23 protein-coding genes are annotated in these 22293 nt (G+C 63.5%); 20 read left to right on the top strand and 3 right to left on the bottom strand.

Annotation, left to right across the window (positions count from 1 at the left end):
* Nucleotides 1-3: 3 nt before the first annotated feature.
* The 3 genes from V7793_RS05020 to V7793_RS05010 all read right to left on the bottom strand — a co-directional run bounded on the left by V7793_RS05020 (nt 4) and on the right by V7793_RS05010 (nt 1961).
* A complete protein-coding gene (locus tag V7793_RS05020; protein WP_335581678.1) occupies nt 4-816 on the bottom strand; it encodes a RecB family exonuclease in 813 nt (270 codons plus the stop codon).
* On the bottom strand, nt 813-1151 hold the full coding sequence (locus V7793_RS05015; RefSeq protein ID WP_335581677.1) for a hypothetical protein: 339 nt from the start codon (nt 1149-1151) through the stop codon (nt 813-815). Before V7793_RS05015 ends, V7793_RS05020 begins: the two co-directional genes overlap by 4 nt.
* A gap of 321 nt (nt 1152-1472) precedes the next feature.
* Nucleotides 1473-1961 (bottom strand): hypothetical protein, encoded by a 489-nt coding sequence (locus V7793_RS05010; RefSeq protein ID WP_335581676.1) that lies wholly within the window; start codon nt 1959-1961, stop codon nt 1473-1475.
* Between the two features lie 617 nt (nt 1962-2578).
* Between V7793_RS05010 and V7793_RS05005 the strand changes: the two genes are divergently transcribed.
* From V7793_RS05005 to V7793_RS04910, 20 genes are all read left to right on the top strand, one after another.
* A complete protein-coding gene (locus tag V7793_RS05005; protein WP_335581675.1) occupies nt 2579-2911 on the top strand; it encodes an HNH endonuclease in 333 nt (110 codons plus the stop codon).
* 37 nt (nt 2912-2948) lie between these two features.
* Nucleotides 2949-3134, top strand: coding sequence for a hypothetical protein (locus tag V7793_RS05000; protein WP_335581674.1), 186 nt, complete (start codon nt 2949-2951; stop codon nt 3132-3134).
* Entirely contained in the window at nt 3134-3574 is a 441-nt protein-coding gene (locus tag V7793_RS04995) for a phage terminase small subunit (RefSeq protein ID WP_335581673.1), read from the top strand. The genes V7793_RS05000 and V7793_RS04995 overlap by 1 nt, the downstream gene beginning before the upstream one ends.
* A gap of 12 nt (nt 3575-3586) precedes the next feature.
* Entirely contained in the window at nt 3587-5149 is a 1563-nt protein-coding gene (locus V7793_RS04990) for a hypothetical protein (protein WP_335581672.1), read from the top strand.
* Nucleotides 5150-5171: 22 nt separating this feature from the next.
* Entirely contained in the window at nt 5172-6674 is a 1503-nt protein-coding gene (locus tag V7793_RS04985) for a phage portal protein (RefSeq protein WP_335581671.1), read from the top strand.
* Between the two features lie 98 nt (nt 6675-6772).
* A complete protein-coding gene (locus V7793_RS04980) occupies nt 6773-7336 on the top strand; it encodes a hypothetical protein (protein WP_335581670.1) in 564 nt (187 codons plus the stop codon).
* Nucleotides 7337-7354: 18 nt separating this feature from the next.
* Nucleotides 7355-8473, top strand: coding sequence for a phage major capsid protein (locus V7793_RS04975; RefSeq protein WP_335581669.1), 1119 nt, complete (start codon nt 7355-7357; stop codon nt 8471-8473).
* A gap of 35 nt (nt 8474-8508) precedes the next feature.
* Nucleotides 8509-8916, top strand: coding sequence for a hypothetical protein (locus V7793_RS04970; RefSeq protein WP_335581668.1), 408 nt, complete (start codon nt 8509-8511; stop codon nt 8914-8916).
* Nucleotides 8916-9248 carry a hypothetical protein gene (locus V7793_RS04965; protein WP_335581667.1) on the top strand — a complete coding sequence of 111 codons (333 nt, stop codon included), beginning with the start codon at nt 8916-8918 and terminating at the stop codon, nt 9246-9248. Before V7793_RS04970 ends, V7793_RS04965 begins: the two co-directional genes overlap by 1 nt.
* Complete coding sequence (locus tag V7793_RS04960) at nt 9248-9577, top strand: hypothetical protein (protein WP_335581666.1); 330 nt, start codon at nt 9248-9250, stop codon at nt 9575-9577. The genes V7793_RS04965 and V7793_RS04960 overlap by 1 nt, the downstream gene beginning before the upstream one ends.
* Entirely contained in the window at nt 9574-9957 is a 384-nt protein-coding gene (locus V7793_RS04955) for a hypothetical protein (RefSeq protein ID WP_335581665.1), read from the top strand. The genes V7793_RS04960 and V7793_RS04955 overlap by 4 nt, the downstream gene beginning before the upstream one ends.
* A 103-nt stretch (nt 9958-10060) precedes the next feature.
* Nucleotides 10061-10975, top strand: coding sequence for a phage tail tube protein (locus V7793_RS04950; protein ID WP_335581664.1), 915 nt, complete (start codon nt 10061-10063; stop codon nt 10973-10975).
* A 14-nt stretch (nt 10976-10989) separates the two neighbouring features.
* Entirely contained in the window at nt 10990-11241 is a 252-nt protein-coding gene (locus V7793_RS04945; protein ID WP_443057842.1) for a fibronectin type III domain-containing protein, read from the top strand.
* Nucleotides 11242-11321: 80 nt separating this feature from the next.
* A complete protein-coding gene (locus V7793_RS04940; protein ID WP_335581662.1) occupies nt 11322-11615 on the top strand; it encodes a hypothetical protein in 294 nt (97 codons plus the stop codon).
* 113 nt (nt 11616-11728) lie between these two features.
* On the top strand, nt 11729-12028 hold the full coding sequence (locus tag V7793_RS04935) for a hypothetical protein (protein ID WP_335581661.1): 300 nt from the start codon (nt 11729-11731) through the stop codon (nt 12026-12028).
* Between the two features lie 8 nt (nt 12029-12036).
* The gene (locus V7793_RS04930; protein ID WP_335581660.1) at nt 12037-17844 is read left to right on the top strand and encodes a transglycosylase SLT domain-containing protein; all 5808 of its coding nucleotides are present in this window, start codon (nt 12037-12039) and stop codon (nt 17842-17844) included.
* 66 nt (nt 17845-17910) lie between these two features.
* Nucleotides 17911-18909 carry a phage tail domain-containing protein gene (locus tag V7793_RS04925; RefSeq protein WP_335581659.1) on the top strand — a complete coding sequence of 333 codons (999 nt, stop codon included), beginning with the start codon at nt 17911-17913 and terminating at the stop codon, nt 18907-18909.
* An 8-nt stretch (nt 18910-18917) separates the two neighbouring features.
* On the top strand, nt 18918-20258 hold the full coding sequence (locus tag V7793_RS04920) for a siphovirus ReqiPepy6 Gp37-like family protein (protein ID WP_335581658.1): 1341 nt from the start codon (nt 18918-18920) through the stop codon (nt 20256-20258).
* The gene (locus tag V7793_RS04915) at nt 20259-21356 is read left to right on the top strand and encodes a hypothetical protein (RefSeq protein WP_335581657.1); all 1098 of its coding nucleotides are present in this window, start codon (nt 20259-20261) and stop codon (nt 21354-21356) included.
* An 11-nt stretch (nt 21357-21367) separates the two neighbouring features.
* Nucleotides 21368-22201, top strand: a complete 834-nt coding sequence (locus tag V7793_RS04910) for a hypothetical protein (protein ID WP_335581656.1) — start codon at nt 21368-21370, stop codon at nt 22199-22201.
* The last annotated feature ends 92 nt before the right edge of the window (nt 22202-22293 follow it).

Below are 22293 nucleotides of genomic sequence, written 5' to 3'. Positions count from 1 at the left end.
ATCTCAACTTCGAGAGTTAAAAAAAGAGCACGCGTGCGAGACATCACAGAACCGGCAGCCGAAGCCCGGCTTCGCCGGGAAGTCGCCCGACTTCACGCCCTGGTCCATGGTGACGATGCGCTCGGTGATCTCGTCCTGGTTGGCGTCGGACATCTTCACGGGCCGCGAGAGCTTGTGGTCCTTGGCGAGGTACCAGTCCCCGTTGGTCACCTGCTCGTCGGGGTGGAGCTGGTTGAGCGCCATGCCGTAGACCCAGAGCTGGAACTTGGACTTGGTGGAGCCGGTCTTGAGGTCCCGTACCCGCAGGGTCTCGTCCTTGTTCAAGACAACCTGGTCGATGTAGCCGCGGACCTTCACGCCGTCGAAGTCGGCCTTGAAGTACATCTCGACGGCCGGGGTCTCGCCGTCCGGGCGCCAGAGCACGGGGGCCTGGTCCTGTACGTACTCGACGTAACGGCGGGTCTGCTCGGTGCCCTTGGCGAAGCGGTCCTCCAGGTCCTCAGCGGCCGTGCCGCGATTCGCCCGCATCCACTGGTCGATGTCGTTGACCTTGCCCAGGTCGCGGTTGATGCCCTTGCTGTACTCGTCCTGGAAGACGTTGACGGCCTGCTCGGCGCTCAGCTCCCGGCCCGACTTCTCGAACGCCTCAGCGGCGCTGTGGAAGGCCGTGCCGTGGGTGCTCCATGCAGCCGGCCGGGGCTCGACCCGCTCAACTCGCTTGAGCCAGCTCTTATACGGGCACTCTTCGAACTCGGTGATCTGGGAGACGGAGCGGGGCATCTCGACCCAGCGCTGGTAGTTCGCCTCGATGGTCACAGGCACTCCTGAAATATCTCGAACTGGATGAACCATGCCGACCCTTTCATGCGCGGATGGGGCCAGTCGCAAGTCTCGTGAATGAGGACGGTGCAGTTCTCGAAACCGCATCCGATGCGATCTTCAAGGTTCTTGAGTGCTGAACATTCGGCCTCTCCCATGTTGTCTGCGACGGTCACACAGGTGACTCGTCCAACTCCCTTGGCTGTGAGGTGGACGATGCCGGAGGCATCGGTGTATTCGCGGCTCTCACATACCTGATCTGCCTTCCCAATCGCCTTCAAAAGCTCAGCAGCCCGACTACTGATCTTGAGGTTCTTGAGAGTCTGAATCACTTGTTGACCTTTCGATCCGGAGTGATCTCCGCCTGACCTGATCGAGTCTACGCGACCCGAAGCCTTAATGTCACATCCCAACAGTGGTGCTCGCCACACTGCCCGCCGAAGCGGGACGCCCGCACCCCCGCGACAGCCAGATTCAAGCACGTGTTCGATTTGTCGTACGAATCCGACACGCCGGAGGGGCAGGTGGGAGGGATGGGCGTAAGCCTGGCATAAGGAAAAAGGCCCTTGGTTCAACCAAGGGCCTATGGGTTAGGGACCAAAGTCCCTAGTTGATCACTCTCGTTTTTGGTTGTCAGACTCAGGTAGGAGTTTTCACTCGGCCGAAAGGGTGATCGCACGCAGAACCTTCTCCTCCGGCAGTTCCTTATCCGCAGGCCAGCGGAAGATCAGGTCCCCGTCGCGGTCCTCGCGGTCCACCAGCACGAAGCCGTCCTTGGACTGGGGGTCGTAGTCGATGACCTTGCTGTCGCGTAGGAGACGGGCTTGCAGGCGCTTCGCGGCCAGGCGGTGACTGTCCTTGGCCGTGTCATCCCCGAGGGCGACCCGCAGGTACGCCATCACGGACTTGCCCAGGTAGGAGTTGTGGTGGCTGCCGGCCGCCTCCGTGCGCTTGACCGTCCACGGGATCGCCTCGTTGATCACCTGACGGGACACGGCCTGCCGGTAGTAGCCGCCGAGCGTGAGCGCCTTGTTCACGGCCTGGCCCGTGACGCCGCCGTACCGGGCGCCGATCTGGTCGTCTGTCAGCCCTTGCTCCTTCAGACGGATCAGCGTGTTCAGGTCTGGAAGAACCTTCTCCACCTGACACCCACTCCTCACTGCTTGCTTGACTCAAGTAACGCTGCCTGACGCCGACTTTATCACTTGATCTTGTTAAGGACCCATCAAAAGGTTCAGCTCACATCCCAAAGTGAGACGTACCTCACACACAGTGTAGCCGAAGGTACTAGGTACGCGAGACCTGTGTCACATCTCTACCTGAACTTGTCCCCTGGCCAGACCAGAGACACCGACATTTATAGTGAGAAGAAGAAAAGAGAGAAGAAGAAGTTAGTTAGTTCTTAAAGAGTAGGCCAGGCTAGGCCAGACCTACTTCTTAAAAAGGTTCCTTCCTGTCAGACCTCCCGTTGAGTTCTTCCGGTAGAGGTCCAGGAAGGCATTGGCCCCGGCTGCCAGATCAGAAACCAGCCGGGGCCACACATTCAACCGGCCAAGGCTGATCACCTTGAGCTGGACAAGGTCGGGTAGCTCCCGGCTGGAATCGCGGTGTAGGGGCGCACTCCTCCCTTTCCGGGAGGCAGGTCAGGGTTCGACTCCCTGTCGATTCACCGATCCCGATGCAGCAGCGCATCACACACAGACATCAAAGCCGGATGGTCCGGACTCATCGGGATTCCAACTTCATAGGGGGTGGGCTCATGCCGCGTGCCAAGAGCGTCTGCTACGTCAGCGGCTGCACCAAGGTCACGGTCCGCTCCGGACGGTGCGAGGAGCACGCTCCCCCGGCCCGTAGGGGCTGGGACAGGAAGTCCGCACGGAACAAGGCGCGGCCTGGTGACTGGTCCTCACGCAGGGCCAGGGTCCTCGCCCACGACCGGTTCACCTGCCAGAAGTGCGGCACCAGGGAAAACCTCCAGGTCGATCACATCGTCCCCGTGAGCCGAGGCGGCTCCTGGGAGCTGGACAACCTGTGGGTGCTGTGCGGCAAGTGCCACGCCCTGAAGACCTACTACGAGGACCGGGCCCCCTGACGGGGCCCGGTTAATTCATTCATGGAGTGATGATGCGATGACCACCCCCGACCCTTGGGACTCCTGGGCCGACGAGTACGACCAGGAGCAAGCCCGACTCCGAGCACAGCGGCCCTCGAAGGCCGCGGTGAAGCGTGAGTGGCACAGGTCCGCGGTGGTCGAGCTGGAGGAGCTTGGCGAGCTGTACGGCGTCTCCCCCGCGCTCCTGAAGGGGGTCATCTGATGGCGACGCGACGCGGGCCGGCACCCAACCCGAACGCGATCCGACGCAACAAGGATCACGCCCTGGGCGAGAAGAAGCTCTCCGGCCAGGCCGGTGAGGGCAGGGAGTTGCCGAAGGCCCTGGGCATTTCGACAGCCGGGGCCAAGCGCTTCTGGAAGACGTGGGCCTCCGCTCCCCAGACCGAGGACTGGATGGAGACGGACTGGGCCGAGTTGGAGATCGTCACCAAGCTCGTGGACGCCTTCTATCTGGGCGACATGAAGTACGCCGGTGAGATCCGTCAGCGGGTCGGTAAGTGGGGCGCAACGACCGAGGACAGGGCTCGACTTCGGATGTCTTTCGACAAGTCGGTTGAGCTGGAGAAGGCCCAGGAGGGGCCCCAGCCGATCTCGGATTCAGACATGGACAAGGAGCTGTTCAAGCTGCTTTCAGAGGGTTAGAGGTGATGTGCCGTGGCTCAGACGGGCAACCTGCCCAAGGGAGTCCCGGCACCAAACGAGACCCTTGGCTACCAGATCATCAGGTGGGCTCAGCGCTACATCGTGCAGCCCGATGGTGATTCGGCTGGCGAGCCGTGGAAGTTCACGCCCGAGCAGTTGAAGTTCGTTCTCTGGTACTACGCGATCAATCCGGATGGGACCTGGAAGTACGCGGCCGGCACCCTTCGCCGGGCTAAGGGGTGGGGGAAGACGCCGCTTCTCGCGGCTCTCGCCATCGTGGAGTTCATCGGGCCTGCTCGGTTCTCCCACTTCGACAAGTCCGGGATGCCGGTAGCGAAGAGGGTTCCGCTTCCGGTGGTTCAGCTCGGTGCTACCGCGCTCGATCAGACTCAGCAGACGCTCGACATGATCCGAGGAATGCTCTCGGAGTCTCCGGCCGAGAAGGAATACGGCCTGGAGATCAGCAAGTCCATGGTGCAGTTCAAGTCCGGCAAGCCGGGCTCGATCTCCCCGAAGGCGACGAGCGGCCGTACGAACGAGGGCAACAGGCCCACCTTCATCGTGATGGACGAGGTTCATCACTGGGTGGGCTCGAACGGTGGCCCCGACTTCTACCAGGTGCTCAAGCGCAACGTCGAGAAGACGACGAAGGCCGGCTCCCGCTGGGTGACGACGACCAACGCGTTCAACCCCAACGAGGACTCGGTAGCGCAGCAGATCTACGAGTCCGACATGGTGGCGCAGGGCTTCTGGCTCTATGACTGCCTGGAAGGCTCGATCGAGGTCGAGGACATCCGGGATGAGGAGAAGGTCAGGGCCGCGCTCATCGAGGCGTACGGCGACGCCCACTGGGCGGACATCGACGGCCTGACGAAGACCATCCTCTACGACCGCACGACGCCCGATTCAACGTACTGCCGGTTCTTCTTCAACCAGATCGCTGAGTCCAGCGACGGATGGATGTCGAAGGCCGAGTGGGACGCCTGCGAGTCCGTCAACGACATCAAGCCCGGCGAGCAGATAGCCATCGGCTTCGACGGAAGTGTCCGAGGAGACGGCACAGCGCTGGTCGGCATCCGCCTGCACGACGCGAAGCTATTCACGCTCGGGCAGTGGCTCAGGCCGGACCACGCCAAGGACGACTGGGAAGTTGACGTGCTCTCGGTGGAGGCCGCGGTGAAGCGGGCCTTCGAGACCTACCGGGTTGAGTGGATGTACGCCGACCCGCCCTGGTGGCAGGAGAACATCGGCCGCTGGGCAGTCGAGTGGGGCGACGACTACGTATTCGAGTTCTGGACCAACAAACCGACCCGGATGGTTCAGGCCGTCGAGCGTTTCCGGACGGCCGTGATGGTCGGTGACCTCTCGCATTGCGGGGAGACAGAGCTAACTCGCCATGTCCTTCAGGCCGTTGTCCGTGAAGTTCCCCAGGGTGACTTGATCACCAAAGACTCACCACGATCCAAACGAAAGATTGACCTCGCGGTGGCTGCCGTACTTGCACTTGAAGCACGCGCTGACGCGATTGCGGATGGACGCCTCCAGATCAAACGGAGGCGAGTAGTCGGTTTCTGAGCCCCGCTCGAAAGGGGCCCAGATGGCTACTGCCGCGCTCGACACTCCAGGCAACGAGGGTGTCTTCTCTCCTCCGTCCACTCCGCAGATGTGGATGGACTTCCTTGCTTCGAAGCTCGCTTCCCGATCGGGCAACTACAAGCGCTTTGGCGAGTATTACGACGGCAAGCACCAGAAGATGTTGTTCGCTCAGTCCAAGTATCGGACCGAGTTCGCTCACATCTTTGAGCGCTGGAACGACAACTTCTGCGGGCTGATCATCGACTCGGTGAACGAGCGGATGTTCATCGACGGCTTCCGCCTCTCGGAGGAGCCGACCGAGGACAAGATCGCTCGCGAGATCTGGCAGCGGAACCGGCTGGACTCGGAGTCCAACTCGGCGCACCTGGACGCGATGATCCAGGGCGCGGCCTACGCGGTGGTGTGGGGCGAGGACAAGGGGAACGGCCTCAAGGCCGTCATCTCCATCGAGTCCGCGGAACACATGGTCGTCCAGTACAAGCCGGGCTCGCGCCACGAGATCGAGGCTGCGGCCAAGTTCTACGTGGACGACTGGGGACGGCAGTTCTGCACTCTGTGGTGGGGCGACAAGGTCTACACCGGGGACTGGAAGATCGGCGGCTACTCGATCGACCGCACGGAGCCGAACCCGCTGGGCCGGCCTCCGGTGGTGCCGATCCAGAACCGGGCCCGCCTGGTGGGCGAGCCGATGTCGGACCTGGCGACGGTCATCCCCATCCAGGACGCGATCAACAAGACGGTCGCTGACTCGCTGGTGGCGTCGGAGTACGCCGCCTGGCCTCAGCGATATGTCACCGGGTTGGAAATCCAAGAGGACGAGCACGGCAACCCGATCGAGCCGTTCAAGGTCGCGGTGGACAAGCTCCTCCAGGCCGAGGACCCGCAGGCATCGTTCGGGCAGTTCGCCGCTGCTGACCTCAGCAACTACGTGGACCTGGTGGACATGCTGACCATGCACATGGCCAGCGTGGCGAGGGTGCCGTTCCATTACATGCTGAAGGGCGGCCAGCCCCCGTCCGGTGACGCGATCACCTCTGCGGAAGCCGGCCTGGTCTCGAAGACCAAGGAACGGATGCTGCACTTCGGGGAAGCCTGGGAGGCCGTGATCCGTCTCGCGATCGAGGTGGAGAAGGGCGGCCCGCAGGAGGAGTACGAGGCCGCCGAGATCATCTGGCGTGACCCGGAGAACCGCACCGAGGCCCAGCACATCGACGCCCTGTTGAAGCTCCAGCAGCTCAACGTTCCGAAGCAGCAGCTCTGGCAGGACGCGGGCTACACGCCCTCGCAGATCGCACGCTTCGATCAGCTCCTTGAGGAGGAGGCCCGCACCGAAATGGAGCGCGCCGACAAGTACCAGACGGAGCAGCAGAAGCAACAGATGGCGATAGCCCAGCAGACGGCAGACGACAAGTCGGCCGCCTCGGAGGCCAAGCTGAAGAACGACGCCCAGAAGCCCCCGCAGGGCAACTCGGGCAACGCGAACCGTCAGCGGTTCGAGAAGTAGCAGAACGTTTCCCTCTCGGGCTCCCGAAACGGGGGCTTTTTATTTGCCCGCGAAGTTGGAATGTGACACTTCGCGCTGATCCGAAATGGATGATCCACATGGACGAGACCAAGAACGAACAGGTTTCCACCGAGGCCGGCTCTGCCGGTGAGGGCCAGCCGGATGCGGCTGCACTTCAGGCGGAGATCGACAAGTGGAAGGCCCTTTCCCGCAAGAACGAGGACCGCTTCAAGCAGGCTTCCTCGGAGCTTGAGGGTTTCCGGCAGTCCCAGATGACAGACACCGAGAAGGCCATCGAGGCCGCCAAGGTGGAGGCGCGGAATGCGGCCCTCTCCGAGGTTGGAACCAAGCTCGTGAATGCCGAGCTGCGTGCCGCTTCCTCTGCGGCTGGGGTGACTCTTCCTGGTGCCGAGTATCTGAATCTCAGCTCGTTCCTGGGCGAGGACGGTAACCCGGACTCCGCCCGTATCGAGGCGTTCGTTTCGTCTCTTCCTAAGTCGAATTCTGGCGCGGCCTACGCGCAGAACATCGGCCTGGGTCGTCAGGGGAGCCCGGCTGCCGGCCAGCTCACTCGTGAGGACCTTTCCCGCATGTCTCCGAGGGAGATCAACGAGGCCCGTAAGGCGGGCAAGTGTGACGCCCTCATGCGAGGCGAAATCTAAACCAAAGGACGTATCACTATGGCTGGTAATGACTTCACTTCCCAGGCAGCTTCCGGTCTTCTGACGGGTGGCCCCGCTGGCGGCGACCCGGTTCTGAAGGACAAGGGCGTTTTCGTTCCCGAGCTGTGGACCGCTCAGCTTCTCCAGGACCTTGAGGACAACCTGATCCTGGGTTCGGCGGAGATCACGAACCGCAACTACGAGGGCGAGTTCCGTCGCGAGGGCGACCGCATCCGCATCCCGCACTTCATCGACACCGTTGAGGACAAGGGTCTGATCAAGGCGTACGGCGAGATCGGTGACAAGGACCACGCGGCCCTTGAGTACATCCCGATGACCGTCGGCAAGGGTTCGAGCTTCCACATCGAGATCGACGCCCTTCACCAGCTCCAGACCAAGAGCGGCATCGACCTCATGTCCGAGCTGGTTCGTCAGCGTGGCCGCCAGGCCGCCGTGTCGATCGACAAGATGCTGGCCCAGACCCTCACCGCGGCCGTCGCCGGTAAGGACCTGAACGGCGCCGAGAAGATGCCGTCCGACGTGAACACCCTGCCGGCCCTGCACGGCAAGATCGACACCGTCAAGCACAACGCTCTGGAGACCGAGGTCATCGGTGTCTACGACTATGTGGTTGCGATGCTTGAGAACCTGGACCTGAAGAACGCCCCGGACTCCCGGTACCTCTTCATCTCCCCGCGTCTGCGCTCGCTGCTCCTGCGCGACCCGAAGTTCATCGACGCCTCGCACTTCGGTGGCGGCGCGGTCATGCCGTCCGGTGTCATCGGCACCATCCTGGGCATCCCGGTCCGCGTCTCGAACACGCTGGGTGCTGCTCGTGCGCAGGCCGGCAAGCTCGTCAAGGGCCGTCGCCACGACGAGTTCGCGGGCATCGACATGTTCATGGGCTCGACCTCCGCGACCTCCCTCGTGATCCCGTTCGCGCAGATGGAGGCGTACAAGCCGGAGCGCTCCTTCACGGACGCGATCAAGTCCCGCGTCATCTACGACGCCAAGGTCATTCGGCCGGAGCAGCTTCTCGTCTCGACGGGCGTCGAGGAGGAGATCCGCAAGCACAACGAGGTGGCTGTCGAGAAGAACCGCACTGTCGCGGTCAAGGACGCTACGCCGACGAAGTAACTCTCTCTTTTTGCCCCGAAGTTGGGATGTGACAAATGAACATCACTGTTCCGGACATTGAGGTCCGGCTCGGGCGCAAGATCGAGGACGACGAGAAGCCGAGGGTGGAGGCGTTCATCACGGATGCCTCCGCCCTCGTGGCGGACTACTGCGGCTCCGGCTACCGCGAGGACGCGCCCGGTATCCGGGCCGTCATCTGCGCCGAGGTGATTCGGTGGCTGGCCGTCTCCCCTGGGATCGTCTCCGAGAAGGTTGGGGACATTCAGGTCGAGTTCGGCACCTCCGCGACCACGCAGTCCCTCTCCCCTGCTGCGAGGACTTCGCTCAAACGCTACCGGCGCAAGCTGACCTCCACTCCCCTTCAGGTCGATACCCCGGCCTGGGACGGGATCGAGGTGTGGGGCTCGACGCTGCCGGTTCGCCCGATGCGGGCGGAGGGGTGATGAAGAACCTCCTCACCGATCCGGTGCGCATCCTGCGGGCCGACATCACCAAGGACGGGCCGTACACCAAGAAGCGCGACTGGAAGAACGCCAGGACCGTCTTCGAGGGCCTTGCCTGCGTTCAGCCTGACCGGGCCTTCGAGGTCCGCTCCCCTGAACGTGAGACGGCGCAGGAACGGCTTCTCGTATACCTGCCGGCCGGGACGGACGTGGACTCCGCGGACCGCATCGAGTACCACGGGCTGACCTACGAGGTGGACGGCGATCCACTGGAGTGGCGGCACCTCACCCTTCGGCACGTCCGCATTCGAGCTTGGAGGGTGGAGCACTGATGGCCGCGAACTTCCGCCTCGATCTGAACGAGTACGCGCTTGAGCGCGCGATGTCCTCCGCCGAGACGGCGAAGCTCCTGTCCAAGAAGGCTTCCGAGATCGCTGCCACTGCTCGACACGACGCCCCGAAGAACAAGAAGGGCTCGTGGAACATGTACGCCCGCTCGGTGTCCATCACGGCCTGGGAGGAAAACGGGGTCGTGCACTCTGCGGTACAGGCCGACCGTCACGCCCTGCTCATCGAGTACGGGTGGAGGGACAAGGGCGGCAGGCGCCATCCCGGCAACCACACCTTGAAGAACGCGCTGATGAAGGTGAGGGAGCAGTGAGGATTGATCCCGTCGCCGTCGTCTTCGAGTTCCTGTCGGCCCGCAAGGAGCTGGCCGACTACGTGACCGGTGACCTGGTGGGCCGCGAGCCCGACGAGACCACGATCTACCTGGAGCACGCCGGAGGCTTCCGAGCCATCCGGGCCTGCATGGATCGTGCGGACATCACCTACCAGGTGTACGCGGAGGATCGCTCGGTGGCGGCCGAGCTGGCGTACGTCGTGCGCGAGGCCCTGCTTGAGGAGCTGCCCGGCAAGGCCGTGGGTGAGGCCCTGGTCCTCGATGTGGCCGAGGCGATCAGCCCCCGCTACTTCCCGGACACGACCTCGCGCGAGCACACGTACCAGGGCGAGGTGACGGCCTTCATCACCGAAGCGTGAGCCGGCCGGACTCTTTCTCGCCTTGAAGTTGGGATGTGAGGCATCCCCTTTTTCAGCCCCCTGCCATGGGGGCTTTTTTCATGCCCAGATTCAGGAGGCCCCTATGGCTGATCAGACCGGCAACTCCGGTAACGCGAAGAAGATTCGCTTCGCCCCGCAGGGCGAGATTTACGTGGCTGACGCGAATGCGGTGAAGGAGCTGCCTCGCGACTGTGAGCCGATCGGCGTCACCGACGTTTTCAAGGCCCTCGGATATGTCGATGAGGGCGGCGTCACGATCACGCCCTCCATCGAGACGGACCCCGTGAATGTGTGGCAGTCCGCGGTGCCGGTTCTCTACAACGTGAAGTCGGCCTCGTTCCAGATCAAGGCCACGCTCATGGAGACCAACGAGCTGACGACTCAGCTCTTCTTCGGCGCCAAGTGGGTCCAGGCCACCGAGCAGGACGGTTCCGCCATCGAGGGCGTGTGGCGTCTCGACCTGAAGTCCACCCCGGACCTCACCGAGCTGGCCATCGTCGTGGACTGGTCGCAGACCGTTGACGGCCTGCCCGTCCGGTACCGCTGCGTCATCGGTCGCGCGATGATCTCCGACCGTGGTGCCATTCAGCTCCAGCGTGCCGAAAATGGGAAGTTCGAGCTGACCATTGACGCGCTCGACCACTCCGGTTCGCTGGGCTACGTCCTCACCGACGACAAGGTGAAGGACGACCCGATCTCGATTCCCGCCGTGGTCACTCTCGCCCCGAACACCGTTGCTCAGGACGGCCACTTCGACGTGGTGGGCAAGGGCTTCCCGAAGGGCGAGACCGTCGCCGTGACCGTCTCCCCGAACAGCGAGAAGTTCACCGCGACCTCGAAGCCCGTGGGCGAGGACGGCACCTTCACCATCCCCGTCACCGTCGCTGCGGACGCTCCGGTTGGCTCGGAGTACGAGGTTTCCGCGAAGGCCGGCGCCGCCGAGACGGTCACCTCCGTGGACAAGCTCACGGTCGAGGCCAAGCAGGGTTCTTTCTAGAAGCCCCGGCCGGCCTGAAGGCCACCCCGGCTGAGACTTCGGTTTCGCTGGAGTGGTCTGCCGTGACCGGGGCTACCGAGTACGAGATCTCGTACGGCCAGGAGAAGACGACCAGGAAGCAGGCTTCCGCCGTCATCCAGGCCCTCACCGCGGACACCGACTACACCTTCAAGGTCGTGGCGAAGGCCGATGGTTACGAGGACTCCCCTGCGGCTGAGGTGGCTACGCGGACTCTCGCTCCCGAGCCCGAAACGCACGACGCCTAACTGAATCTATCCCCGTGGCGGGGAGGGAGAAATCCCCGCCCTCTCATCTCTCTTCCCCCTTTTCCCCTTTGGAGTTCGACATGGCTGCTACCGCTGCGAAGAAGACCGCTACCGCCAAGAAGGCGGAGGCCGAGGACGCCCCGACCACGTTCGAGTTCAAGGGCGTCGAGTTCACGATTCCGGCTCCGCTCGACCTCTCCGACGAGGTTCTTGACGCGATCGAGGAGGGGGCCGGCGAGCGCGCGATCGTCCGGGCCATCGTCGGCCAGGAGCAGTGGGCCGCGTACAAGGGCCTGAAGTGCACCATCCGCGACTTCAACGCGTTCCTCGACCTCGTGACCGAGGCCGCGGGGTTCGGTGAGCCGGGAAACTAATCCGAACCGTCCGCGTCATCGAGGAGTACAGCGATGAGCTTGAAGCCGATCTGCTTGAGCACTTCGGTGTAGATCTCCTGGACCTCTGGCGCGGGCGGCTATCGCTCCGTCGTGTGAACGTTCTTCTCCAGTCGCTCTACCGGAAGTTGGGCCAGTCCTCGCTTCTGGCCTCCATGGACGAGGGCGCTTCCTGGTCGGAGACGAATCACATTCTGGCTCGAATCTCGGACGGCCTTGAGCTGTCCAACTATCTGTTCATCAAGGCCAATGCCGGTGAAGACGGCGATGACCTTGAGCCTCCGAAGCCACTTCCCCGACCTGGGCAGCAAGCCGAGGAGCCGAAACGCGTTGAAACGGAGTTCGCCTCTGGCGATGAGGTGGCTTCCTTCTTCAACACATTCGGTCAGGTCTAGGAGGTTGTATGGCCACACGAGGAAGGGCGCCTGTAAAGGTCGGCTCCGGCTATCTCGACATCTTCCCCCAGTTGAACAAGACAGCTCTGGGCAAGATGCGCACAGAGCTGACGCGACAGATGGAACGGATGGGCGCACAGGCCGCCCGTTCGTTCTCGACGGCTATGGGCCAGGGCTTCAAGGGCATAGCCACCTCCGCCTCGAAGGCGGCCAAGCAGGCCGGTAAGGCGACGGAGAAGGAGGCCGTAGACACCTCCAACAAGCTCCGTCAGGTCGAGCGGTCGCTGACTCGCTTCCACGGCGAGGAGGCCGGCAAGCAGTTCCGCACCTACCGGAACCTGGCCAAGCAGCGCGAGCAGCTTGAGGAGGGCACGTCCAAGGCGACACGCCGGGCGATCCAGGACACGGTTCGAGCGAACCGTCAGGCCGTCCAGGAGTCGATCCGCGAGGAGCGGCAGAAGGCCCAGGAGAAGGCCCGTCTCCAGCGTGAGGCGATGGCGGAGACGCGCCGTCGCATCCAGGCCGAGAAGTTTGAGGAGCGGGCCCTGGCCGCAGAGGTGCGGCAGATCAAGCGCCAGATGGCGCAGGAGGCCCGTCAGGCTGCTGCCGAGGAGCGCCAGGCCCAGAGGCTCATGGCCCAGGCCGTACGTCAGCGTGCGGCCGAGGAGCGTGCCGCGCACATGACCCGTCTCGGGTACCTGCGGGACGAGCTTCGGGGCCTTCAGCAGACGCGCTCGGAGTTCGCAGAAACGATCCGCCAGAACCGTCGGCAGATCAGCGCCTTCGACCGTGAGCACGGCTCGGTGATGAAGACCGCCTCGCAGCGGTGGGCGACGCTGGGGCAGGCCACGGAGACGTTCGGCACGAACCTTGAGCAGGTCGGCCGGAGCATCACGCAGAACCTCGTGACGCCGCTCGCGGTGGCCGCTGGTCTCATGACCAAGATCGGCTCCCAGAGCGCGGACATGCAGTTCTATGCGTCTGAGGGTCTGGACCGGGCCGGCTTCAACCCGAAGGAAGTCGCCAAGGGCATTCAGTCCATCCAGGACTTCGCGGTGAAGACGCCGTTCTCGCTGGAGGACATGACCGACAAGTTCTCGCAGGTTGCCCGCAACTTCGAGTCTTACGGCAACTCGACTTCGGACTCTCTGAAGAAGTCCGAGTCCCTGATTCGCGGTATCGCGGACTACGCCGCCTCGTTCGGTGTCCTCGACCCGAACAAGGTCAAGGGCGGCATGATGGCCGCGGACATGATGATGGACCAGGGCAAGCTGTCCACTCGTTATCTCCGTCAGTTCGTTCGCGGTACCGGTATCCCGATGAATGAACTCGGCAAGATCGCCGGATACAAGGGCAGTGCCGACTTCCTGAAGGATGTCCAGGACCCCAAGGGCGGTGTCAGCTCAAAGGAGTTCTTCGACAAGTTCATCAAGTCCTACGAGACCCAAAGCGGCGTCAAGGGGTCGGCTGAAGTCCTCGGTACCGGTTCCATCGGCGGTGCGTTCAGCGCCGTGAAGGAACAGGCCCAGTTGAACTTGGGCAAGATGTTCGGCACGTTCAACGAGGACACCGGCAAGTTCGAGTGGACGGCTCTTGGCAAGAGGGTCAAGGGTCTGGCAGACAAGCTCGGAAAGCTCTTGGAGGACAAGGGACTTCAGGAGCTTGCAGGCGGTCTGATGGGCAACTTCGCCCGCGCTGTCGAGCTGATCATCACCGGTATTCAGAAGGTCTCGACGTTCCTCAACGAGCACCCCGCGCTGAAGGAAGTCGTCGGCAAGATCATCAAGGTGGCGGCCGTCCTCGGACCGCTGTCCATCGCGATCGGTCTGGCCACCAAGGTCTTCGGCAAGCTCGCCAAGTCGTTCTCCCCGCTGGTCAAGCTGGGAGGCGGACTGCTGAAGGGCCTGCGCGGAGGCTTCCGTACGGCGAACCAGTTCCTCTCCGGTGTCCGTGCCGGCCGGGGCAACTTCCGTGAGACGTACCGGCAGCGACGGGCCGACTACCACGACGGTGACGACCGCAACCTCTTCCAGCGGGGCCGGGACCGTGTGACGGGCCGGGACTCCCGCTCGACTCGCCTCACCGTGCAGACCGAGGAAGCCGAGCGTGCGCTGAAGGAAGTGGATCGCAAGATCCAGGACATTCAGAACCGCATCCACAACCTCAACCGGGAGCGGCTGAACCAGATCGCCTCCGAGCTGGGTGGCGAGGGCGGCACGTCGGTGCGTGGCCGCGCGAACAGCGCGGACCGTGAGATCGACCAGGCCCGCCTTTCGGTGCGGGAGCTGAACCAGGGCAAGGTCAACGAGCTGGGGCAGCGTCTCGTGCAGCTCAAGGAGAAGGCGGAGTCCGCGGAGCGGCACATCAAGCAGGTCCGCCAGGCCGTAAACGGTCTGAACGACGGCAAGCTGGGGATGGTCCGGCAGCAGTTCGAGTACCTGAAGGACAAGGCCGACACCGCGAAGCGGCACGTCGCCTCCGTGTCCCGAGAGGTGAAGGAACTCAACGGCCGTTCCCTGTCCTCGATCCGAGGGAAGTTCTCCTCGACGCTGACTCCGGCGATCAAGGGCTCGTACTCGCAGGCCAAGGACCTCAACAGCAAGATCAAGGATGTCAACGGCCGGGGCCTGGGCTCGATCACGGGCAAGGTCCGCACCCTCAAGGATGCGCTCGACAAGGCCGGAGACAAGGCCGGACGACTGGGCACCAAGATTGGCGAGGTCAACACCCTCACCGGTCTCGGGGGCGGCGGATCGGGCAAGCACCGCAAGCCCAACAAGCACGCTCTCGGTGGTGTCATCCCCGGCTATGCGCCGGGCGTGGACAACTACCCGGCGCTGTTGTCTCCCGGTGAAGCGGTCCTGCGGCCCGAGGTGGCGAACGCTCTCGGCGCTCCGCTGATCAACCACTGGAACGCTCAGGCTGCTCGGGGTCACATCGCCAAGCACGCCAAGGGCAAGGCCGGCAAGGGATCGGGGAAGGGCCGCTGGCCCATGTCGATCCTTGAGGAGCTGTACGACATCGTGAACATCCGCCCCGGTATCGGGGCGTTCACGGGTGGCATCGACATGGCTGCGGCAGGACGCGGCATCGGTGGCTCGACGGGTTCCAACGTCCGCAGTTGGGGTGCCCAGGCCGGTGGTGACTCGGCAGGCCGGCTGGTGAACAACCGGTTCGGAAACATGAAGGACTTCATCCTCAACCGGGTGCCTTCATTCCTGACCAAGGCCCCTACCGGAATCGGCAACCTGATCGGCATCGCGGCGGGCGCTCTAGCGCCAACTGCCGGACAGCTCTTCTGGGATGACGTCTGGAAGGGCGACGGCAATATCGTCCAGCGTGGCGGTCGCTTCATGACGGACATGGTCAAGTCCATCCCGTCGATCATGAAGGACCTGGTCACCAATATCTGGGACTCCGGAAAGGAAATCCTCGGCGCGATCAAGGACGCGATCACCGACCCGAAGGGCTTCTTCAACGACGCGATTTCGTCAGTGAAGGAAATGTTCCAAGGCATGGTCGATCAGGTCCGCGAAATGGTCGCCCTGCTCCAGGAGATCTGGTCGAATCCGTCCGAGTACGCGAAGGAAGTTTTCGACAACTTCATTGATCGAGTCCGTGAACTCATGCCCAATACCAAGGGCTTGTTCAAGTTCGCGGACGGTGGAGTCGTTCCCGGATACTCCCCCGGCAACGATACCGTTCCGGCGATGCTGTCGCCGGGCGAAGCGGTTCTCCGTCCGGAGGCTGCTCGCCATCTCGGTTACGCGATGGTGCAGAAGCTCAACGCCCAGGCGAAGGCCGGCACCCTCCCGGGTTCTTCTTCCGGCTCTTCAAGTGGGGATGTGACAGCTCTCCCGGATGCGAAGGCGTACGAGGAGGCCGTAGCCAAGATCAAGGCGTCCCTGGACTCCCTGACCAAGGCGGTACGGGCTCACAGCACGTCGTCTCGGGCTGACTGGACCAACGTCAGCAACGCCGTCCGCACGGCGGTGGACAGCGGCATCAAGCCCGCGCAACAGCGCTGGATTCAGCACCTTCAGGGCCCGCTCACGCAGGCCGAGAGGAACTTCCAGAACGCCAACCGGTCCACCTGGACCAACGTGGCTTCGCAGGTCTCCTCGTCGGTGTCGAACGTGTCCAGCTCGTTCACGCGCCTGCGCTCGAACCTGGACGGCCTGAAGCGGTTCTTCGAGTCCAGCTCGACCCGCATCAAGGAAGTCTGGCGCTCCGCCATGTCCTACGTGGACTCCTCGACCAGGAGCACGATCAGCGGCCCGTACAACCGGGGCGCCGTCTCGATGATGTCCTCGATGGCGAAGCTCGCCGGGACGAAGGCTCCGCTTTCGACTCTGCGCTTCTCCACGGGCGGCATCGTGCCCGGCTACCAGCCGGGGGTGGACACGGTTCCCGCGATGCTCTCGAAGGGCGAAGGCATCCTCCGTCCGGAGGTTGTCCGTGCGCTCGGTGCCGAGACCATCCACGCCTGGAACGACCAGGCCCGCAAGACCGGCAACGTCTTCGCCAACGGTGGAGTCGTCGGTCAGCAGTCCTGGTCGGGCAAGTCCGGCTCGGACTGGGTGAACAAGCACAAGGACGACGACTACGACGGCTACACGTCCGCCTTCAAGGCGGGCTGGAAGTCGGTCATCGCTCCGATGCTGGGCACCATCAAGCGGGCCTACGGCGAGGCCGGCAACGTCAACCAGGCCATGTTCGCGAAGGCTCAGCCCTGGGCCGAGAAGTGGACATCGTGGGTGGACAAGCACACCTCGGGCGGCAGCAATGCCGTGGTCCGGAAGGCCATCGAGGAGTTCCAGAAGGAAGCCCCGATGGTGGGCGGCTCGAAGTACAACCTCGGGAACGGCGAAGCCTGGTGTGCCGACTTTGTCTCCTACGTGGTGGACAAGGCCGGAGCGAATCAGGCGTACGGCAACTCCCCGAAGGGTGCTCCGCAGAACCGCTGGCCGGCAGTGGCGACCTGGAACGCGGCCATGCGCCATGTTCCGGTCTCGCAGTCACAGCCCGGTGACCTTCTGACCTACCGGGGCAACGGCCACATCAACATCAAGACCGGTCCAGACGAGACGGTTGGCGGCAACGAGTCCAACTCGCTGAAGCGAAGCCGCGGTTACTGGCGTTCGGCCACGGCCGCTCTCCGCCCCTCGGGCGGCGCGTCCTCGTCGGACGGTCCGGTCCTGAACCCGTGGCCGGGCAGCATCCCGAAGTTCTCGGGAACGCTCGGTGGAGGTGTGGACGGGGAGATCGCCAAGGCCATCGCCAAGGCCATGTCCCTGACCGGAGTCTCCGGTTCGAAGTGGGCAGACGGCATTGCGACGATCATCCGCCGCGAGTCCGGAGGCAATCCTCGGGCCATCAACAACTGGGACTCGAACGCTGCGGCAGGCAACGCTTCTCGCGGTCTGATGCAGGTGATTCCGCCGACGTTCCGTGCCTATCACCAGGCCGGTACCTCGTGGGACATCTTCGATCCGGTGGCGAATATCGCGGCTGCGATCAACTACATCAAGGCCCGGTACAAGGACATCTCGAATGTCCAGCAGGCCGACCCCAGCAAGCCCCCGAAGGGCTACTGGACAGGGACTCGTTCTGCGAGTCCTGGCCTGGCTCTGGTGGGTGAGCGTGGCCCCGAGCTGGTCAATTTCCGTGGTGGTGAGCGGGTCTTCAACAACGGGGAAACCCGTGACCTTCTCGGTAACCGCTACGAGATCCACATCCATGAGGCGAAGAGCGAAGACACGACTCAGGCCGTGATTCGCGGCCTCAAGTACGTGGAGACCATGTACGGCATGTAACAGGTGGCATGAAGGGCCCCGGCTTCGGTCGGGGCCCTTTGTGTTGCCCGGATAGCGAGGTGTTCAATGCCAATTCCGGGTTACCGGCTCCCCAGTTGGGAGGACAACGCACCGATCATCGGCGTCCCGCCGCAGCCGGATCGCTGGGGACACACCAAGGTCACGATCACTGGAAGTGGTGGGGCCGGCGAGGAGATACCCCTCACCGACTTTTCCGGCCGGGCCTGGCCCGCCATCTTCCTCCAGGACGGTGCGACCGGTCTGGACATGCCTCCGATGGAGGTCCACTCCGACACGTCCCCGAACCTCGACGGGGGCTGGTTCCGCTCCACGAGGGCAGCCGAGCGCGAGATCCTGCTCCCCCTCTACCTGTACGGCATCGACCGCAGGACGATCCGGGACCTGAAGCGGAAGCTCGCTCGCACCCTGAATCCGCGGAACGGCTCCTGCGTGCTGCGGTTCACCGAAGGCGACAGCACATCGAGGTACATCACCGCCTACTACAAGGGCGGCATGGAGGGCAACGAGGGCTCGGACAACGCCGGGTTCACCTGGTGCCGGTACGGCATCCAACTCACCGCCTTCGACCCCTGGTTCTACGGGGACCGCGACGTGATCGCGGAGTGGAAGACCGGCGTCGGCAAGGTCTTCCTGAAGGGGCCGGGAAAGCCGTTCCTCCCTCTCGACATCAGTGAAGGAACTATCTCCTCGCGCGGGGTCACGATCTTCAACCCTGGCGACGTAGAAGCGTGGCCGGTGTGGGAGATCCAGGGGCCGGTTCGTTCATTCACGATCTCCAGCCCGGACGGACGCTCCTTCGGCATCAACCCGTCGAACACGCAGGTCGATCTGATCGGCTCCGGCGAGACGCTGACGATCGACACCCGCCCTGGGCGCAAGACGATCACCCGCAGCAACGGCGAGAACTTCTGGCCGAAGCTCGACCCGAACCCCGCGATGTTCGAGCTGCCGGCCGGTGAGTCGAAGGTCAACGTCCAGATGAATCCGGGTGCTTCAGATGCGGCTCTCCGCTTGAAGATCTCCCCTCGCTACGAGAGCTACTAGGAGGGGACATGGGTTACAGGATTTTCGTCCGTGACTCTCCTGGCTCGGACGGCAGGATGCCGCTCCTGGGCGAGATAGACACCTGGATCAAGCTGGACTTCACAGTCCGGTTCAACCAGCCCGGAGCCTGGCAGATGCTCGTCCGGGTCGGCACTCCCCACGAGCGGCTGCTGAAGCAGGGCCGCGGAATCGTCATCTACCAGGACGGTGTACCGGACCCCATCTTCAGCGGCGGCATCGAGGCGTTCGAGAAGTATTGGACGGTCGAGCAGCACACGGGCCAGGGCTCGGTGTTCGTGGGCGGGAAGTGCGACAACCAGATTCCGTTCAACTACCTGGCCTTTCCCTCGGTGGTCGGTGAGGGCACGGACGCGATGAAGCTCCGCCCCATCACGAACCAGTGGGAGGGCATCGACCGCAGGCCGGCCGGAGGCTCGGTGGGCCAGGCGATGTGGGTGGAGTGCGACCTCGCCTTCGGTGCTCGCGCTCTGCCGGACCGTGCACTGCCCGGTGTGGTCGTCGGCGCCAACCCGAACGTGGGCGACGCGATCAAGGACACGCTCCGCTACGACAACCTTGGGACCAAGTTCGGTGACTGGCTCAAGGACAAGAAGACGGGCTACCGCTTCCTCTACAACCCGACCTCGCAGAAGATCGAGCTGAAGATCGCCAACTGCCGGGACCTGGGCAAGACCATCCGCTTCTCCCCCGAGCTGGGGAACATCAAGCAGTACACCTGGCAGCTGAAGGCCCCCACGGTCACCCGCGCCATCGTCGCCTGCCAGGGCGAAGGCAAGGACCGGTACATCTACCAGGCCACCGACGCCGACGCCGAGAAGGTATGGGGCTCGGTGGTCGAGCAGTTCATCGACCGCCGCGACATCCCGCTGAAGACCAGCAAGGACGGCAAGGCCGAACTGGTCGTACGGAAGAACGACGACGGGTCCGAGGACATCGGCACCGGCCCGGACGGAAAACCGTGGCCCGGCAAGACGCCGGCCGAGCAGAAGGCCGCGGCCCTCAAGCACTACACGGAAGCTGTCCAAGAGGCCGCGAAGAACGCCCTCAAAGAGGGCGAAAAGTCCGGCCACTTCCAGGTCTATCCCATCGACACTCCGCAGTGCATGTACGGCCGGGATTACGTCGTGGGCGACATCGTGACCGTGGAAGCCGACGGCCAGATGATCACGGACAAGGTGAATGAAGTAACCATCACCGTGGATGACGGAGGCCAAGTCGAAACGGTTTCTCCGAAGATTGGCGATCAGGGAACTGGTCAGCCTTTGAACCTCTACAAGCAGGTCTTTGAAATGCGAGAGAAGCTGCGCAAGTTGGAAGCGAGGATGTAAATGGCTGAGATCAGTTACCCGTTCGACAAGGACACCAACATCGGCAAGCCCGAAGAGGGCGGAGGCCGGCAGGCCGTCACGCAGAACGACTGGCAAAACATGGCCACGCAGTTCGCTGATGACCGGATCGACCACATCTTGAACAGCGGAAACATGGTCGCTGAGTCGATGCCGTTCTACGCCGAGGTGTACGACGTGAACACCATCAAGGTGCAGCGCGGCGAAGCGATGGTCGGCGGCTTCTACTACAAGCTCGACGCGGCGACGACCGTCCGCGTGGAACACAACCTCGACCAGAAGTACGACCGCCAGGACCTCTTGGTGATCCGGGCTGACCTCTCGAAGGGCTACGCCAAGCTGGAGGTCTCCCAGGGTGCGGCGACTGCCAACCCGCAGGTGCCGAAGGTTCTCAAGGAGCGCGGTGGCCGCTGGGAGCTGCCGCTGTACGTGATCCGTGTGCCGAAGAAGCAGGGCCAGCCGGTCATCTCTCCCGTGCACCCGTACAAGGCCCCGGAGGACATCTCCACGGTGGCCCCGGCACAGTCGGTAGCCGCCCACCAGGCGGAGGGCTCGTTCCTCCGCAACCTCGCCCCGTCAGCGGGCGGCGGCCAGTACGAGGCGTTCGCGGGCGCGGACGGCTTCACGATCACTCGGGACCTGGGCGCCACGAGGACGTACACACCGGAGATCCGGTACACGCGCGTCACCCCGAAGGGCCTGGTGGCTCGGGGCCGTTACCGCCGTATCGCTCCGAACCTCGTCTGGTACTCCATCGACATCAACAACCCGACGAACACCGACTACTGGAATGACGCGAAGGACAACTGCATCTCGTTCACGCTGCCGAAGGATGCTCAGCTCAACGGCACGAACGGGCAGGTGTTTTCGGGGGTCATGGTGAACGGCGGATACGACGCCGGAATGCCGAACTTTGTTGACCTCCGCGGATACACGTGGGGTGGCCATAAGGGCGATTACGTCCGGATGCTCTACCAGAACGCGAAGTACCTGCACGAGGGCCTTGATTACCTCCGCGTGTTCCCCCGCAAGTCTTACATCCTCTTCTCCGGCGTCTACGAGACGCAGGGCCTCAAGTAGCTGGAGGGCTCATGGCACGCAACGTATTTGGTGGTACGGCTGCTGACGCGGCCGAGAACGAATCAGGTGGCCGCCTCCCCAACCTGAAGGGGCGCGTCTACCTCTCGGAGGAGTCCCCGGACGAGGTGAAGGATCTCCTCGACATGGCGGGCAACGAAATGAAGGACGGTCTCCTCACCGACGAGCGAGGCATGATCCCGATGTTCCAGGGTCCGGATGGGGTCGAGCAGTTGTGGGTGGACTTCAATGCCGGCCGCGTCATGCTCATCCCGAACGATGTCGGTAACCGGCTGAAGTCCCATGCCGATGCGTACGACCCTCACGGCTCGAAGCAGTACACGGACGGCCGCCTGGACAACTTCATCTCGAAGGAAGGTGCTGAAGTCAGCCTGCCCTCGAACAAGCGGTGGCTCGGGCTGATGAACTCCACCAGCACGCCTGGCGGCGACACGATCTACCAGAGCAACGGCGGATCGACGTACAACTTCGCACTGCGGCAGAACGGGTCCGCCACCTTCTACCAGCACACCAACCAGCACATCCCGCTGGAGATCCGGGCCGGCTCCAAGTCAGCTGGTGCCCAGGTGAACGCGAACGCGTTCGTCATCAACGGCAACGAGTTCGCCAACGGCAAGGGCTCGTACAAGATCGACTGGGAAGGCAACGTCACCACGGGCGGCGACATCAACGCCGGAAACATGATCGCCTGGGGGAACATCACCGCACACGGAGCGGTCCGCGCAGACAACATCGGCACGGCCCGCGTCTTCTCCGGCCCGACCGATCCGACGCAGATGGGGATCACGCCCAAGGTCGGGGATGTGTGGGTGAAGTTCAATGCCTAATCTCTGGCAGTGCTGGGATGGGGCCAAGTGGGTGGACGGCCTTCCAGGCGGTGTCTGGGATGGAAAACAGTGGGCGCCTGTACCTCGCGGCC

This window comes from Streptomyces sp. KLMMK (genome assembly GCF_036961605.1).
GTDB classification, from domain to species: Bacteria; Actinomycetota; Actinomycetes; order Streptomycetales; family Streptomycetaceae; genus Streptomyces; species Streptomyces telluris.
The sequence above is the reverse complement of the archived record's forward strand: the minus strand, read 5'-3'. Positions and strand labels throughout refer to the sequence as shown.